This window comes from Mixta tenebrionis, from assembly GCF_006517625.1.
Lineage (GTDB): Bacteria > Pseudomonadota > Gammaproteobacteria > Enterobacterales > Enterobacteriaceae > Mixta > Mixta tenebrionis.
Window position 1 is genome coordinate 81,341 of the sequence record NZ_VHQI01000011.1, and the last position, 14,561, is coordinate 95,901.

The following is a 14,561-nucleotide window of genomic DNA, read 5'->3' on the forward strand; positions in this document are numbered from 1 at the left end:
CCGGAGTCAGGGGCGCTTCGCCGCTGGCGGTCAGAACATCTTGAATTTGTAATCGATGATGACTTCGCCAGCCAGGAAGTGAGAATGGCTGTAGTCGCCGTTATGCATAACCGGCTTACGTTTGATGTTTTTATACGACCAGCCGGGGCCGAACATTGCCCAGACGCGCAGATTTTTCAGGCTGGGATGAGAGGGCGTCCACTGTCCGTAGAGATTAATTTCGGCGGTGGCGATCGGGCGGCCGTTATAATTAATACGCCCGGCATTGGCCGCTATCCCCGCCAACAGATCTTTGTTCAGCCGGTAATCGGTCATGGTGGCGATCATCAGCTCTTTATCATGTAAATAGTCTTCGCCGGCGGAGGCCATAGAGATAAAGGTGCCAAAGGATTGTTTACTCATATGGCGCGGATAAAAGCCGATGCTGTCTTTTTTCGCCGCTTCGGTATAGCCCAGCCCCCATTTGGAACGCCACTTCTCCTGTTGCCAGGTCAAATCCAGCGCGTAGTGGCGCGCGGAGCGATCGAAATCGCGCTTGCCCGGCGCCATCGCGCGGTATTCCTCCAGCGCGCGCGTAAAGTAGAGCTGGCTGCCTAAGGTGAAATTGGATGTTAGCGGCATGGACAGAAAAATGTGCTGACGGCGCAAATAGCCATCGCTTTCGCCCAGCGCATAGCGCGCGCTGAAGCTTTCGCTTTTGTAGCGCAGTTCGCCGCTGGCAAGATGATCGATCGGGCGTCCGTCATTAGTTTTTAAAACGCTTTGCCTGGGTGAATCCCGATAGAGGGAACGATCGACCCAGGCGCCCAGCAGGGAGAAATCACCCAGCGTCATGTCGCCGCTCCAGCCCCGATAGGTAACTGGCGAAAGGCGCAGCGATGTGGAAATCACGCCTTGCTCTTTCAGCCGCTGCCAGCCGCCCTGCGCCTTAAGCTGAAAATCATCGCTGCCATATTTCAGCTTCACGTAGCGCTGACCAAATTTATTAAAGCCGTGGGCGTTACTTTTTTTATTTTCGCTGCCTGACTTATATAAAATGCCGCGGCTGCCGAAGTGATCGCTCGCTCCCAGCTTTGCCGCACCGTACCATGAGGCGTCGAAGCCGATAACATCCGCCAGATAGCCCGATTTATAGTCCAGCGTCAGGCCCTGTCCCCAGGCGGCATGAACGGTTTTCGGATTAGCGGCGTCTTCCTTCAGATATTTCCAGTGGTTGCGTAACGATACGTCGAGCGAGCTTTCGCTTAATAACGGTAATGCGGCCACACGATCAATAAAACGGTTATCGCCGCTTTCCGCCGCGCAAAACAGAGGCAGCAGGCTGGCGGATAATATAGCTATTTTTTTCTTTTTCATCTCTTTTCCCTGTGACAGGGCGGCAGGACGCCGCCCGCAAAGTGATAAACAGACTGCGTCAGATTAATTATGTCGGCACGTTTCGCTGGCCAGTTTTTATTAGCCGAATAAGTTAGCTGATGTTGAAATAAACGTGCCGGTTAAGCTTTATAAGCGCTGAAATATCATGGTCGAGCTTAATGGCGGGATGCCTGTTCCAGCGCTTTTTTGCCCGCTGCAATCCAGGAAAGGTCGCCAATTTCAGTCACCTCTATTTTTCCGTTGTGATAAATAAGTTTCACTACGGAGGAATTAGCGAGCGGCTTATTCTTTTGCGGATTGGTGGTAAGGTCGGAAATCATTATCTGAATGGATGAACCAGAAGAGATCGCCAGTACGTTCTTCTGCTTTTCACGCAGCGCATTCTCAATCATGATTTGCAGCGCCGCCTGAGTACGCGCTTTTACCTGCTGATAGGTTTCTGCCTGGCCGGCCGGATCGGCAGCGGCGATAGCGTTAATATTGCGTTCGATCGATAAGGTACCGGCCTTCATGGCGGCAAATAACGCGGCGGCGTCCGGCAGGCCCAGCTGAGCGGCGCCGGCAGCGGCCATATCCTTATTTAAGCCGCCTTCGAAACTGCCGAAAAAGACTTCGCGCAGGCCGGGCAGTTCAATCGGACGAATGCCGTTTTTTCCTGCCTGCTGTAAAATTATTTGCATCGTTTCCCGCTGGCGTCCCGCATCGCTGGTATAGAAACCATCAAAAGCGATGGGTTTTAATCCTTCGCCTAAATAGCGCGCCACCTGTTTTCCTTCCTCGGTTAACGGCGAATCGGCCCAGCCCTGAACGCGATCCAGGGTATTAAGCAACGTTTTGCCATGACGAACAAACCAGAAGGTAATAGTTTCGCCCTCTTCCTGTGGAGAGGGCGCGGTGGTTTCAGCGCCCCATGTCGAACTACCTGCCAGCAGCAGCGTCAGCGCAATCAGCCATTTTTTCATACCTTGTTCCTTATTATTTTTTGCCGCCCGCATTGAGCTTTATGACGGTCGACAGATATAAAAAAACCTGCGCCTCCGATATCGCCAATACAGAAACAGTGTCTGTCATGGAAATTAATCAGAAACGCAGGTTTTGCCTGTAAATACAGTAACAATCCGCAGAGCCGTTACGCTAGCACAGCATTTAAAAAAATAAATGGGCCAGCGCGATTATTTGTAAACTTTGTGATTCTCCTCATGAATACTTAGCATAAAAATCACAGGCTGGTGGTTGAAAATTTCTGTTTCCCTCCGGCTTACCTTTTTGCTGGTGAATGTCTGGCCATAATGATTAATAATTAACTGATATGATCTGATAAGCACGAGCGATATAATTTTATAAGCTTAACTTTTTAGCCAGGTGTAGCGTGCAGAGTAAAGGGGGAATAATTAATTCCGCCGTTATTTGTCGCGCTTCTTTGCCATGCGCACAGCCGTAAAAACGTAGCTGACGTAATGTTATCCGTTAAATTTTCTAAAGCGTTTTGGCCTGGCGAGCGCTATTTTTATCAAGCGCGCGTTTTCCTTCATTGATATAGCGCTGCGTGCCCAGTTCAGTAACGTTAAATTTGCCATTCTGATAAGTCATTTTGATCACGGCGGCATTGGCCAGCGGGTGATTTTTACGTGGATCGTCCGTTAGATCGGAAATCATTACCATCAAAGCCATGCCGGAAGAGACGACCAGCACATTTTTTTCGCCGTTCTGTTTGGCGTTAGCGATAATGGTATGCAGGGCCTGCTGGGTTCGGGATTTAACCTGGCTAAAATTTTCCGCGTAGCCCTGAGGATCGGCCGCGGCAATGCCGTCAATATAGCGATCGATGCTGAAGGCGCCCGCCTTAAGCTGAGCAAACAGCCCATCACGCCCGCTTAGCCCCATTTTACGGGCGCCGGCATCCTGCATCACTTCATCGGGGGCGCCTTCAAAACTGCCGAAGAAGACTTCACGCAGGCCGGTTAATTCACGGACCTGGCTGGCCTGCAGCCCGGCCTGCTTTATTACAATCTGCATGGTTTCGCGCTGGCGCCCGGCATCGCTGGTATAGAAGCTGTCGAAAGGAATGCCCTTCAGGCCTTCGCCAAGATAGCGCGTGGTTTCCTTACCTTCTGCGGTAAGAGGGGTATCCGCCCAGCCCTGCGCATGACCAAAGCGGTTTAGCCAGGTTTCGCCGTGGCGCGCCAGCCAGATGGTAATGGCATCACTGTTTTCCGGCGTCGAAGCAGGAATGGGTTCCGTACTCCAGACGGAACCGGTAGAAAAAAGCAGAGCAAACGCAATAAGCCACTTTTTCATATAACCTTCCTTATTTAAAAAGCGATAAAAGGAGCAATGATGTACTGCAGGCGAAAAAAAACCTGCCTTGCTGAACGCTTCCCACGGGTGAAAGTTCACCGGGAAGTTCGTTCAGCAAAGCAGGTTTTGCCTGTATTACAGTAACAATCCGCAGAGCAATTACGCTAGCACAGTGGCTTAGAAAATAAATAGCCCTGCACGCTTATTTATAGAAACTGTGATTTTCCTCATGCGTTAAAGCGTGCCGGGAAGCACTAAAAAATGGCGCTTCTGATGGCGGATAAAAGGTTATTTTCATCGGATGGATGCCGGCGCGCTTAATGGGTTTACTATAATTAGGCGGGGTAAATAAATTTCCTGCTATGTATATCCTGACTGCCTGCTGCAAAAATTAATATTCATCATTATATACGCAATATAATTCATCGCTCAGGTTAGCTTAAGTCTTAAATAACAGATAAGGAAAAGTAATATTTATTGCTTCTGCCGGGAACAGTATCTAACGCGCTTAAAAAATAGTTATCGCTGACGATCGCTGTAGCGACCGGGCGCGTTGTCAGCGGCAGCTGACGACTATTCTGGCGCCGCCCGGCAGCGGCCAGCCCGGCGGCAAAAGGCGTAGCCGGGACGATATGTTCGTCCCGGCCGCCGCCGGTCAGAAGTTATAACCCACCACCAGGTAATAACCCCAGCCGGTCGATTTCACTTCAAACGGGCCGTCGCCAAAGTTCAGGTTAGCGCCATCCGCCCACTGGCCGCCGTTATGGAAATAACGCGCCACTACCGAGTAGTGCCAGTGATCGTAGCCCAGCGCCAGGATATGGCTGGAGGCGATAGAGTTGCTGCTACGGGAAGAGCCCGGCGTTTTATCCGCCAGATCGGAGCCCCAGTCAAAGTTGGTAAAGCCGATATAGCTCAGGTTCCCGCCCCACAGCGTGGTCAACGGCAGGAAATACTTCACTTTGAAACGGTAGCCGTCCCAGCTGTTCTCATTGGCTGCGCCGTAGTTTTCCCACTGATATTTTGCATAGACGTTCAGCGCCAGCGACATTTTGGTATGGGTGTCAATATCGGTGCCGAGGCCCATATACCAGGTGTTCTGGCGGTTAGCGCTGTTGCGGCCCATGTCATAGACATAGTTGTTGGCAAAGTACCACTCTTTGAACGGGCCGAAACTCAGATCGGTGCCGGTCAGCTTATCGATAGAAAAGCGCGGCTCGATTTCCATAAACAGCGGCGAACCCTTATCCCAGATCCCCTGCTGATAGCTGTTCGCCGCGCCGAAGAAGTTAGGGATATCGATATAGCCGTAAAAATCGAACCAGTCTTTATGCGCGAAGGCTTCATATTCCAGGTAGACGTCGTTGTTCAGATGCGGCCCGAAGCGGGTGTGGTTGCTTCCCACGACGTTAACGCTTTGATGCCACCAGTCTGACAAGTAGTCAGGGCCGTTGGTTTCGGCCTGGGAAGTGAGGCTATAGGACGCTGCCAGCAGCGCGCCGGCCATCAATAATTTCTTTTTCATGGGTTACCACATGCTTAAAGGCCGCTCTGCTGAGTCAGAGATGGCCACGAACCAGTGTTCATTGCTGAACGGGAAGATGTTGTTATACGCCACTCCAGGGAAGGCTTACGGATATGTCTGAGCAGCCCGCCTAGGGTGCCCGTATCCAGCCGTTAGAAAATAGATATTGCTCACGTTTGTCAAAGTTTGTTTCATTTTGATTCAGTTGTTTTGTGATGCAGATCACTAACGGTTCGATTAGTAGTAAAACGGCCGTCATAAAATCAGTTTATAACTACAGGCAAACGCTTACGTAGCGGACGAAAACGTTTAATCGTCGGCGTTTTACCCGCGCTCCACAGCGGGCAGAATGTAGCGGTAGATAAATAATGTCGCAAAAATCTTGAACGTATGTTCAGGAAAAATATTGAACGCCTGTTCAAAAATCGGCACAATGTAGGCCGGTGAAAACAGACGAGGCGAAAGGATGAGCTATTTAAAGGCGGATGCACGTACGGAGTTACTGATCGACGCCACCCGCGCACTGATTCAAAAGGAAGGCTATGCCGCCGTCACTGCCCGGAAAATCGCGCAGGCGAGCGGGGCGGCGATCGGACATATCAATCGTCATTTCACTTCGCTCAACCAGCTGAAGTGTCAGGCTTTTCTCGCCATCGTTCATGAAAAAGTCGTCGAGCATCAGGCAGCCAGCGCCGCGCGGGAAGGCGTAGATTCGGTGCTGGCGCTGTTGGTCGAACCTGACAAGAAAGATCACCGCATGGAGCTGTGGCGCGAGGTATCCATTCTGGCGCAGCAGGATAAAGAACTGCATGAAATTTTTGTGTACGCGCTGCACCTTTGGCACCGTTCGGTCAGCAGCACTATTGAGCGCGGTATGCGACAGAAACTGTTGCGCTGCCACGACTCGCCGTCGGCTACGGCATGGCGATTAATAGGCCAGACGCTGGGGCAGGATTCACTGGCGATGCACGGCATGCTGAACGGCCAGCCGGATGTCGTGAAGAGTAATCTGCTTCATCTTATCCGGCTGGAGCTACAGCCAACAATGGACGTATCGTAAAGGGAGAGGATAATGGGCGTAAGCGTAGCAAATGAAAAAATATTTACCTATGGCGTGATCCGCGAGCTGATGCGCTGGATCGAAAGCAATCCGCATCGGCGTATTACCGTAGATGACTGTGCGGAAAAAACCGGCTATTCGAAGTGGTATTTGCAGCGCTATTTCCATGCCGCAACCGGTAAAACCCTGGCTGCCTTTTGCCGGGAGAAGCGGCTGGTTGCTTCAGCGCGTATGTTGATCGAAGATAACGTAACCATTGAATATGTTGCTGTACAGCATGGGTTTTCTTCGCACGATACTTTTCATAAGACCTTTGTTCGTCACTATGGTATGACGCCCGGCGAGTTTCGGCAAAAATGTCGACAGTAATGCGTTGTGACAATATAGCTGGCTGTCGGGCCAGGCTATTTTAAAACTTTCCCACGCAATGGAATAAGCAGAACGCTGATGCGTTATTTACCGCTGCGTCTGTTTAGCGGTCGGCTGCATATTATTATTTTTACGTCTGATTGTAATTAAATCTTTCAAAACAGCGTATTTTTTGCCCTGTTTTTATTAAGATCATCAGCTTATTACCGCTGCGTTAGCCATTTGCTTTATTCTGCTCGTCGACTAGATTTAGATCCGAAGACGCAGATATTCTTCTCCACTGCTCTGGTACTGGATAAGAATATTATTTATGGAATATCGAGGAGGAATACAATGGCTGAACATCGTGGCAATCCTGGTAATTTCGCTGAAGACCGTGAAAAGGCTTCTGAAGCCGGTAAGAAAGGCGGACAGCACAGCGGCGGTAACTTTAAAAACGACCGTGAAAAAGCATCCGAAGCCGGTAAAAAAGGCGGGCAGAACAGCCACGGCGGCGGACGTCCGCAGGGCAGTTAATTTCTTAACCTGCTAAACGCTTTATTTCCTCCTGGCGCACCTCCGCGTGCGCCGGGATTTTATCCTTTCCCTTTCCCGATGCATTCTGCGTTACTCATTAGGTTTATTCCTAAACCTGCCGCGTCAGGAAACAAACCGCCAAAAAATTTACCGTTAGGGTTGTTATTTGCGGCTCGCCTGCCTACGCTTTTTAAGGGTTAAATATAATTTTATTGGCTGATTATCGGTGAATAATGACAGAGAGATAATTCTGAAGTCCGGTTTTATAACGGCTTCCGCTTTATTTTCTGACTCACTTATCACGAGGTGAATATATGACTTATCAGGAAAACTATCTCAGCTGGTTGCGCGATGCGCATGCAATGGAAAAACAAGCAGAAGAAATGCTGGAGAAAATGTCCTCCCGTCTGGAACATTACCCCGATCTGAAAGCCCGCCTGCAACAGCATATTGAAGAAACCCGTCAACAGCAGCAGATGCTGCAACAGGTTATCGATCGTCAGGATACCTCCAACTCCACCATGAAAGACATGATGGGCAAAGTGGCGGCGATGGGCCAGGCCGTTGGCGGCATGTTTGCCTCTGACGAAGTGGTTAAAGGCGCTATCAGCGGCTATGTCTTCGAACAGTTTGAAATCGCCTGCTATACCTCTCTGATTGCCGCCGCTGAACTGGCAGGCGACAGCGAAGGCGCGCGCGTATTCGAACAGATCCGCGAGCAGGAAAAAGCGATGGCCGACTGGGCGCTGACGCACCTGCCCGATGTTACCGAACAGTTTATGGTGCGCTCGGCGCAGCCGGACACCGAAGCAAAAAAATAAAACCAAAGCCAGAAATGGCATTTCACTGTATCGGGGTTGCCGTAGTTGGCAATCCCAATAGAGGAGTGAGTAATGTTCAGACACGTCAAACAATTGCAGTACACGGTACGCGTTGCCGAGCCTAATCCTGGGCTGGCAAACCTGCTGCTTGAGCAGTTTGGTGGACCGCAGGGCGAGCTGGCCGCCGCCTGCCGCTATTTCACCCAGGGGCTTGGCGATGATGATGCCGGCCGTAAAGATATGCTGATGGATATCGCAACGGAAGAGCTGAGCCATCTTGAAATTATCGGTTCGCTGGTAGGGATGCTGAACAAAGGGGCTAAAGGCGCCCTGGCGGAAGGAACCGAACAGGAAGCTGAGCTTTATCGTTCTTTAACCGGCAACGGCAACGACAGCCATACTACCGCGTTGCTGTACGGCGGCGGGCCGCCGCTGACCAACTCTGCCGGCGTGCCCTGGACCGCCGCTTATATCGATACGATTGGTGAAGTGACTGCCGATCTGCGCTCGAATATCGCCGCCGAGGCGCGCGCAAAGATTATTTATGAGCGTCTGATCAACCTGACGGACGATCCGGGCGTGAAAGATGCGCTGGGCTTCCTGATGACGCGCGAAGTTGCGCATCAGATTTCCTTTGAGAAAGCGCTCTACGCGATTCGTAATAACTTCCCGCCGGGCAAACTGCCGCCGATTGAGCAGTATGCGAACACCTACTTTAATATGTCTGAAGGTGGGGAAGTGCGCGGCAGCTGGAATTCCGACGAGAACTTCGACTACGTGGCAAATCCGCAGCCGGCGGTTGACGGCGGCGACGGGCTGGCCTCAGTAATGCTTTCAGAAGGCGAAAAAGCCGATCTGGAAAGCATGGTACTGCGTACCCGTTCGAATCCCGATATTAATCCGACTACCGGCACCGAGCTGGGATCGCAGCCGCCGGGCGACGATCTGAAGCAGCCGAAAAAATAGCCGTTTCGGGCCGCCTCAGGGCGGCCCTGCTCTGTCCCGCGCAGGCCTCCTTCATTACTTAATTTGCCCGCCTTTTCCGCTTCTTTGCTGACGCCGCTGGTTGACCGGCGCCGCCCGTCTGATTAACTGCCCCGGCAAACCGGCAAACCGGCAAACCGGCAAACCGGCAAACCGGCAAACCGGCAAACCGGCAAACCAACACCCAGGCAATAAACAGAGACAGACGAAGGGCCTGGCTATACGCCTTGCAAAGCGCAGCTTTACGCGCGGGCGCACAGATCCCATGGATGATGAGGATACCGGTTCAGCAGGCGGCCGGGGGCGCAGAGATAAAAAAAACCCGGCGCAGGCCGGGGTTGGTTAAGCACAGAACCGTTTATTTATCGTCTGGCAGCGCATAGGCGATGATGTAATCGCCGAGCTTAGTGCCGAAAGAACCGTGACCGCCGGCAGCGATAACCACATACTGCTTACCGTTCGCTTCATAGGTCATCGGCGTGGCCTGGCCGCCCGCCGGCAGCCGTCCTTCCCACAGCTTCTCACCGGTATTGGTGCTGAACGCGCGCAGGTAGTTATCGGCTGTCGCGGCGATAAAGAATACATGGCCGGCAGTGGTTACCGGACCGCCAAGCATCGGCATCCCCATTTTGAACGGCAGCGGCAGCGGCGAGCTGTCGCGTACCGTGCCAATACGTTTCTTCCACACCACCTGGTTGGTTTTCAGATCCAGCGCGGAGATATAGCCCCAGGCCGGCTGTTTGCACGGCAGACCAAACGGCGACAGGAACGGATTCAACTCTACGCCGAACGGTACGCCATACTGCGGCTGGATGCCGGTTTCGGTACCTGAACCGCCCGCGCCATCCTTCGGCGGCTCGATCGGGTTGCCTGGGCCGCGCGGCACCAGTTTAGAGACAAAGGGCAGCGCCATTGGATTCGCGATAGCGATCTGACGGTCGGTATCTACCGCGATGCCGCCCCATTCAAACATGCCGAGGTTGCCAGGGAAGACCAGCGTGCCCTGCTCGGACGGCGGGGTAAACGGTCCTTCATAGCGCAGGCGATGGAAAATCACGCGGCACACCAGCTGATCGAACATGGTCGCGCCCCACATATCCTTACCGGACAGATGCTGCTGCGGGCGGAAGGTCAGCTCAGAGTAAGGCTGGGTGGGCGAGAGACGATCGCCTTTCGCCGGCCCTTGCGGAACCGGCGTTTCCGGCGCCGGCACTACCAGCTGTCCGTTGCGGCGATCCAGCACGAAGATATTGCCGGTCTTCGCCGGCGCGTAGATCACCGGTACGGTGTTGCCGTTTTTATCGGTAATATCCGCTAACGTCGGCTGCGAGGGCAGGTCCATATCCCACAGATCGTGGTGCACGGTTTGATAAGACCATACCAGCTTACCGGTAGTGGCGTTCAGCGCCAGTACGCTGCTGGCGTAACGTTCCTGCTCCGGCGTGCGGTTGCCGCCCCAGATATCCGGCGTGGTGACGCCCATCGGCAGGTAAACTATATCCAGCTTCGCGTCATAGACCGCCGGCGCCCAGGAGTTCGGCGAGTTCGGCACAAAGCTCTGGCCGTCCGCCGGGATAGCGTTAGGATCTTTCGCGCCAGGATCGAATACCCACAGCAGGGCGCCGGTATTAACGTCGAAGCCGCGAATCACCCCTGACGGCTCATGCGTCGAATAGTTATCGGTTACCGCGCCGGCGATCACAATTACCTTATCGGTAATAATCGGTGGAGAAGTCGGCTCATAGGCGCCCGGCGTAGTGACCGGCTGTTTGTGCTGCAGATCGAGCATGCCGTTGTCGGCAAAATCCGGGCAGCGCTTGCCGCTTTCCGCGTCCAGCGCGAACAGACGGCCGTCATTCACCGGCAGAATAATGCGGCGCGAGCATAGCGCTGGCGTCGCTGCCCCGGCATCGGCCGCCGCCGGGGCTTCATGATAAGAAACGCCGCGGCAGGTAACGTGCTGGAAGGTTGGGTTAGGTTTCAGGCCCGGATCGAACTTCCATTTTTCCTTGCCGGTAACCGCATCCAGCGCGAACAGGATCTGGTGAGCGGTACAGAGATAGAGCGTGTCGCGAACCTTGATCGGCGTCACCTCGTTAGTGATCTCGCCCGGATCGTTCGGGGTTTTCAGATCGCCGGTGCGGAATGTCCAGGCAACCTGCAGATCCTTCACGTTCTTCTCGTTGATCTGGTTCAGCGGGGAGTAGCGGGTGCCGGCCCGATCGCGTCCGTAGGCTGGCCAGTCTCCTGGCGAAATGGCGCCGTCAGCGGCGGCCGGTGCCGCCTGATCCGCCGTCGGCAGCGTGCCGTTGATCTCCTGCGGATCGTTAAACACCGCCCAGCTCAGCACCGCGGCGCTGACAATCAGGCTGATAGCCATCAGCGCAACGCCGGCCGTTTTGTTACCGCGCTGAGAAATGCCGCGATAAACAAACGGCAGGATCAGCCAGATACCAAAAATCACCCAGACATCGGTACGCGGCGTCAGCGCCCAGAAATCGAAGCCGACTTCCCATACCGCCCAGGCCAGCGTGCCAAGCAGCAGCAGCGCGTAGAGGATCAGCGCGGCGCTGTGACGTCGCCAGAGCAGAAACGCCGTCACCAGCATCGCCACGCCGCTGATGATGTAGTACCAGCTACCTCCTACCGTTGAGAGCCACAGGCCGCCAACCAGCAAATACGCGCCGCAAAGCACAGCGAACAATACGGTCAAAAACCGTATCACGCGTAAAGATGAGGAGTCTTTCCCCATAATGTAGTCCTCTTGAGTGTTGCCATAAACTTAAGTAAACAACCAGTCCGGTTGCGTACCAGCAGATAGATAAAGTACGGGTGTTCAGTGTTCCTGTTAGCGCTCTTCCTGTGAGCTTAATGTTCCTGATATGTTAAGTTTTATATGAACAAAGGTTGCGTTTTACCGATTTTTTTGGCGAAAAATTCATTCGTTGCTTTTTTATATAGCAGCTGTGGCTGATTTGTGGGCGAAAAATAAGCGTCAGCTATGCTGATGAACAAAGAGAAAGCGTTTTTTTATCCCGATCGCAGGCCGGATTATTTTTGCTCATTTATTGCGCCGCAGAGAAAGCGCAGCGCTGAATTATCCGATGGTATTTATGGTTCAGGAAGCCAGCGGAACTATGGCAGGCAAATGGCAGCTAACCGGCATAAAGAAATATCCCGTCAGCCGTTCCGGCGTGCAGTTAATGAGGTCGAACGTCTGTAGATCGGGGCCGGGGCGGCGCGATAAACCCGGCTGCGCCAGATGACGGTAATAGGCCTCGATAATAAAGGCGCTGAAATCGCGCGGATCGCCCTGAAAAGGAAGCTTTAACCAAAGCCCGGCGGCTAAAATATCGCGCTGTGCCTGTAGCGAATATTCGCCTTCCCGCTGCTTCAGCCCGCGCATTAATGAAACCCGGTGATACTCTTTGCGCTGCGCGCAGGCGCCAAACTCCAGCGTAACGAAAGCTGAGGCGCGGCTTCCCTTATTATCGCGAATAAAATCGCTGAAATAACGGCTCAGAATTCGCTGCTTATCCTCGACAAAATCGCCATACAGACAGTGATATTCTTCTTTCTCGCCATAAATAACCTGTTCGGGCAGCGTGACCAGCTCAGGTTGCGGCGCATTATCCCGTACCGGCTGGAAACGGCTGTGAAAAGCGGCGGTATTTAGTTCGCTGGCGTAGCGATAAGCATGGGGCGTCAGGGCAAACTGGTTGCGAAACGCGCGGGTAAAGTTCTGTTGCGTATCGAAGCCGTAACGCAGAGCGATATCGATCAGCGACAGGCGCGTTAGCCGCAGCGCCATCGCGGATTTGGTGAGCCGCCGCTTGCGGGCGTAGGCAGCAACGGTCTGGCCGGTCATCTCCTTAAACAGCCGCTGCATATGCCACTTTGAATAGCCCGATTTTTGCGCAATGGTGTTGATATTCAACGCTTCCGTCAGATTATCTTCAATCCACGCGATCAGATCCTGAATGTACTGCGTTTTTTGCGTTGCGCCCATTTTGCCACCCAGACAGTAACTATTGTTATAGTTTTGTTAGATACGGTTTTGCGGGTGATGAATGTAACAAAATGACGAGTAACAAAATGGCATCCACTGTAAAATATTGTGATCAAAAATGTTGCATTTGAGCGGTAATACGACAGAAAAGGGATGAGCAATAAATCAACCCGTCTGAATATCCGGTAATGAAAATCTCGCCGTAAGCTAAGCCAGCTGGCTGGATATTAACTCTTCACTAATAGCAGGACCTGAGCGGCAGATTATTTCACTATGGCCCGACGACTTAATCTGGGGAAGCCGAACGCCAAATATGAACCGTCGCTCAGCTCATTTTTTAGTTACTAACCGTTCGGAAATAAATTAGCGGATGGTTATCGGCAATAGTCATCGACAATAACGCGTGCGCCTGTTTAAAAGCCGGTTTACCTGCGGCTGACCGCCAGCCCGTTTTCACCAAAGAATAACCGGCGCTAATATTACCGTGAGAAAACAGGCGCTAATAAGAGACTTTTTTGCTGATTTCAGAAGCGTCCCGTTGAGTAAAGCGCCCTTTAAGTTAGCCCGATTCCCGTAGCACCAGCTCTCCCGATAGCGTAATACGCTGCGGCGTTAAACAGGGCTGCCGGAGTTTGCCGATGATTACGGCGGCCGCCTGGCGTCCCGCCTCTTCGCTGGCGGAGGAGACGTAGGTAAAAGCAGGGGAGCTGAGATTAATTTGCAGCATATCCTCAAAACCGACCAGCGAAACCTGTTGGGTAAGAAACACATCTTTACCAACGGTGCGTCCGGTTTGATAAATACCGCTCAGGCAGCCAATAATGGCGTGCGCGGAATGACAGAGCAGGGCGGTGATTTTGTTATTGCTCTCCAGCAGGCGACGGCTTGCCAGCCGGGCGGCATCGGTTTCTTCCGCGCAGGCGGGCGTCCATTCGGCGCGTAACGGCAGGCCATGCTGCTGCAGGGCCAGGCGATAGCCCGCCAGCCGCTGTTCACGAATTAACGAACCCGCTTCGCCGCCGATATAGCCAATATTGCGGTGACCGCGGCCAATCAGATAGCGCGTTGCCAGCGCCGCCGCCTGACGGTTATCACGCATCACCAGATCGCAGGGATCGTTAATCTGCGTCTGCGAAACCACCACCTGCGGCAGCGGCGATTGACGCAGCGCTTCCGGCAGGGTCTGGCGGCGAGGGTTGGCATTCAGAAAGATAACGCCCGCCACGCCCTGGCGGTTGAACGCCAGCAGGCACTGCGCCAGCTGTGTCTCTTCATCCTGTGGATGGGCCAGCAGCGTCATATAACCCTGCTGCTCCAGCGCCTGCACCAGGTGAGTCATGACCTTAAGCGTAAAGGTATCGCTCAGGTCGCTGACGATCAGGCCGATCAAATTAGAGGTGCTGGCGCGCAGGTTAGCGGCGGCAACGTTATGCACGTAGCCGAGATCGGCGATAGCCGCCTGCACCCTTGCAATCGTCTGCGCTGAGATTTTTCCTTTTTGACGCAGCACCAGCGAGACGGTTGATACCGACACTCCCGCTGCTTTTGCCACGTCAATGATACCCACCTTTCTCATGGCGATCCCTGTAATGGCCCCTTTCC

General features: G+C 53.2%; 12 protein-coding genes. 5 read left to right on the forward strand and 7 right to left on the reverse strand.

Going from position 1 to position 14,561, the window contains the following annotated elements:
* Nucleotides 1-30 precede the first annotated feature (30 nt).
* The 4 genes from FKM52_RS16805 to FKM52_RS16820 all read right to left on the reverse strand — a co-directional run bounded on the left by FKM52_RS16805 (nt 31) and on the right by FKM52_RS16820 (nt 5,200).
* On the reverse strand, nt 31-1,356 hold the full coding sequence (locus FKM52_RS16805; protein ID WP_141177310.1) for an OprD family outer membrane porin: 1,326 nt from the start codon (nt 1,354-1,356) through the stop codon (nt 31-33).
* Between the two features lie 176 nt (nt 1,357-1,532).
* Complete coding sequence (locus tag FKM52_RS16810) at nt 1,533-2,339, reverse strand: histidine phosphatase family protein (RefSeq protein ID WP_141177311.1); 807 nt, start codon at nt 2,337-2,339, stop codon at nt 1,533-1,535.
* Nucleotides 2,340-2,853: 514 nt separating this feature from the next.
* Nucleotides 2,854-3,675, reverse strand: a complete 822-nt coding sequence (locus tag FKM52_RS16815; protein ID WP_141177312.1) for a histidine phosphatase family protein — start codon at nt 3,673-3,675, stop codon at nt 2,854-2,856.
* A gap of 655 nt (nt 3,676-4,330) precedes the next feature.
* Complete coding sequence (locus FKM52_RS16820; protein ID WP_141177313.1) at nt 4,331-5,200, reverse strand: nucleoside-specific channel-forming protein Tsx; 870 nt, start codon at nt 5,198-5,200, stop codon at nt 4,331-4,333.
* A gap of 466 nt (nt 5,201-5,666) precedes the next feature.
* On the opposite strand from FKM52_RS16820, the gene FKM52_RS16825 reads away from it, so the two are divergent.
* The 5 genes from FKM52_RS16825 to FKM52_RS16845 all read left to right on the forward strand — a co-directional run bounded on the left by FKM52_RS16825 (nt 5,667) and on the right by FKM52_RS16845 (nt 8,932).
* Entirely contained in the window at nt 5,667-6,260 is a 594-nt protein-coding gene (locus tag FKM52_RS16825; protein WP_141177314.1) for a TetR family transcriptional regulator, read from the forward strand.
* Nucleotides 6,261-6,272: 12 nt separating this feature from the next.
* Nucleotides 6,273-6,629: a helix-turn-helix transcriptional regulator gene (locus FKM52_RS16830; protein WP_244316900.1), complete on the forward strand. Its 357-nt coding sequence runs from the start codon at nt 6,273-6,275 to the stop codon at nt 6,627-6,629.
* A gap of 333 nt (nt 6,630-6,962) precedes the next feature.
* The gene (locus FKM52_RS16835; RefSeq protein ID WP_141177315.1) at nt 6,963-7,145 is read left to right on the forward strand and encodes a con-10 family general stress protein; all 183 of its coding nucleotides are present in this window, start codon (nt 6,963-6,965) and stop codon (nt 7,143-7,145) included.
* Between the two features lie 314 nt (nt 7,146-7,459).
* Nucleotides 7,460-7,966 carry a ferritin-like domain-containing protein gene (locus FKM52_RS16840; protein WP_141177316.1) on the forward strand — a complete coding sequence of 169 codons (507 nt, stop codon included), beginning with the start codon at nt 7,460-7,462 and terminating at the stop codon, nt 7,964-7,966.
* Between the two features lie 72 nt (nt 7,967-8,038).
* Complete coding sequence (locus FKM52_RS16845) at nt 8,039-8,932, forward strand: manganese catalase family protein (protein ID WP_141177317.1); 894 nt, start codon at nt 8,039-8,041, stop codon at nt 8,930-8,932.
* A gap of 376 nt (nt 8,933-9,308) precedes the next feature.
* Here the strand turns inward: FKM52_RS16845 and FKM52_RS16850 are convergent, their stop codons facing one another.
* The 3 genes from FKM52_RS16850 to malI form a co-directional block, all read right to left on the reverse strand.
* A complete protein-coding gene (locus FKM52_RS16850) occupies nt 9,309-11,702 on the reverse strand; it encodes a glucose/quinate/shikimate family membrane-bound PQQ-dependent dehydrogenase (RefSeq protein ID WP_141177318.1) in 2,394 nt (797 codons plus the stop codon).
* Nucleotides 11,703-12,068: 366 nt separating this feature from the next.
* On the reverse strand, nt 12,069-12,959 hold the full coding sequence (locus tag FKM52_RS16855) for a helix-turn-helix domain-containing protein (RefSeq protein ID WP_141177319.1): 891 nt from the start codon (nt 12,957-12,959) through the stop codon (nt 12,069-12,071).
* A gap of 559 nt (nt 12,960-13,518) precedes the next feature.
* Nucleotides 13,519-14,535, reverse strand: a complete 1,017-nt coding sequence (malI, locus tag FKM52_RS16860) for a Mal regulon transcriptional regulator MalI (protein WP_141177320.1) — start codon at nt 14,533-14,535, stop codon at nt 13,519-13,521.
* Between the last annotated feature and the right edge of the window lie 26 nt (nt 14,536-14,561).

What these genes read in the sequence shown, in the direction of transcription:
- FKM52_RS16815 (WP_141177312.1), bottom strand. Translation starts at nt 3,675, where the DNA reads ATGAAAAAGTGGCTTATTGCGTTTGCTCTGCTTTTTTCTACCGGTTCC.
- FKM52_RS16805 (WP_141177310.1), bottom strand. Translation starts at nt 1,356, where the DNA reads ATGAAAAAGAAAAAAATAGCTATATTATCCGCCAGCCTGCTGCCTCTG.
- FKM52_RS16825 (WP_141177314.1), top strand. Translation starts at nt 5,667, where the DNA reads ATGAGCTATTTAAAGGCGGATGCACGTACGGAGTTACTGATCGACGCC.
- malI (WP_141177320.1), bottom strand. Translation starts at nt 14,535, where the DNA reads ATGAGAAAGGTGGGTATCATTGACGTGGCAAAAGCAGCGGGAGTGTCG.
- FKM52_RS16845 (WP_141177317.1), top strand. Translation starts at nt 8,039, where the DNA reads ATGTTCAGACACGTCAAACAATTGCAGTACACGGTACGCGTTGCCGAG.
- FKM52_RS16830 (WP_244316900.1), top strand. Translation starts at nt 6,273, where the DNA reads ATGGGCGTAAGCGTAGCAAATGAAAAAATATTTACCTATGGCGTGATC.
- FKM52_RS16855 (WP_141177319.1), bottom strand. Translation starts at nt 12,959, where the DNA reads ATGGGCGCAACGCAAAAAACGCAGTACATTCAGGATCTGATCGCGTGG.
- FKM52_RS16820 (WP_141177313.1), bottom strand. Translation starts at nt 5,200, where the DNA reads ATGAAAAAGAAATTATTGATGGCCGGCGCGCTGCTGGCAGCGTCCTAT.
- FKM52_RS16835 (WP_141177315.1), top strand. Translation starts at nt 6,963, where the DNA reads ATGGCTGAACATCGTGGCAATCCTGGTAATTTCGCTGAAGACCGTGAA.
- FKM52_RS16810 (WP_141177311.1), bottom strand. Translation starts at nt 2,339, where the DNA reads ATGAAAAAATGGCTGATTGCGCTGACGCTGCTGCTGGCAGGTAGTTCG.
- FKM52_RS16840 (WP_141177316.1), top strand. Translation starts at nt 7,460, where the DNA reads ATGACTTATCAGGAAAACTATCTCAGCTGGTTGCGCGATGCGCATGCA.
- FKM52_RS16850 (WP_141177318.1), bottom strand. Translation starts at nt 11,702, where the DNA reads ATGGGGAAAGACTCCTCATCTTTACGCGTGATACGGTTTTTGACCGTA.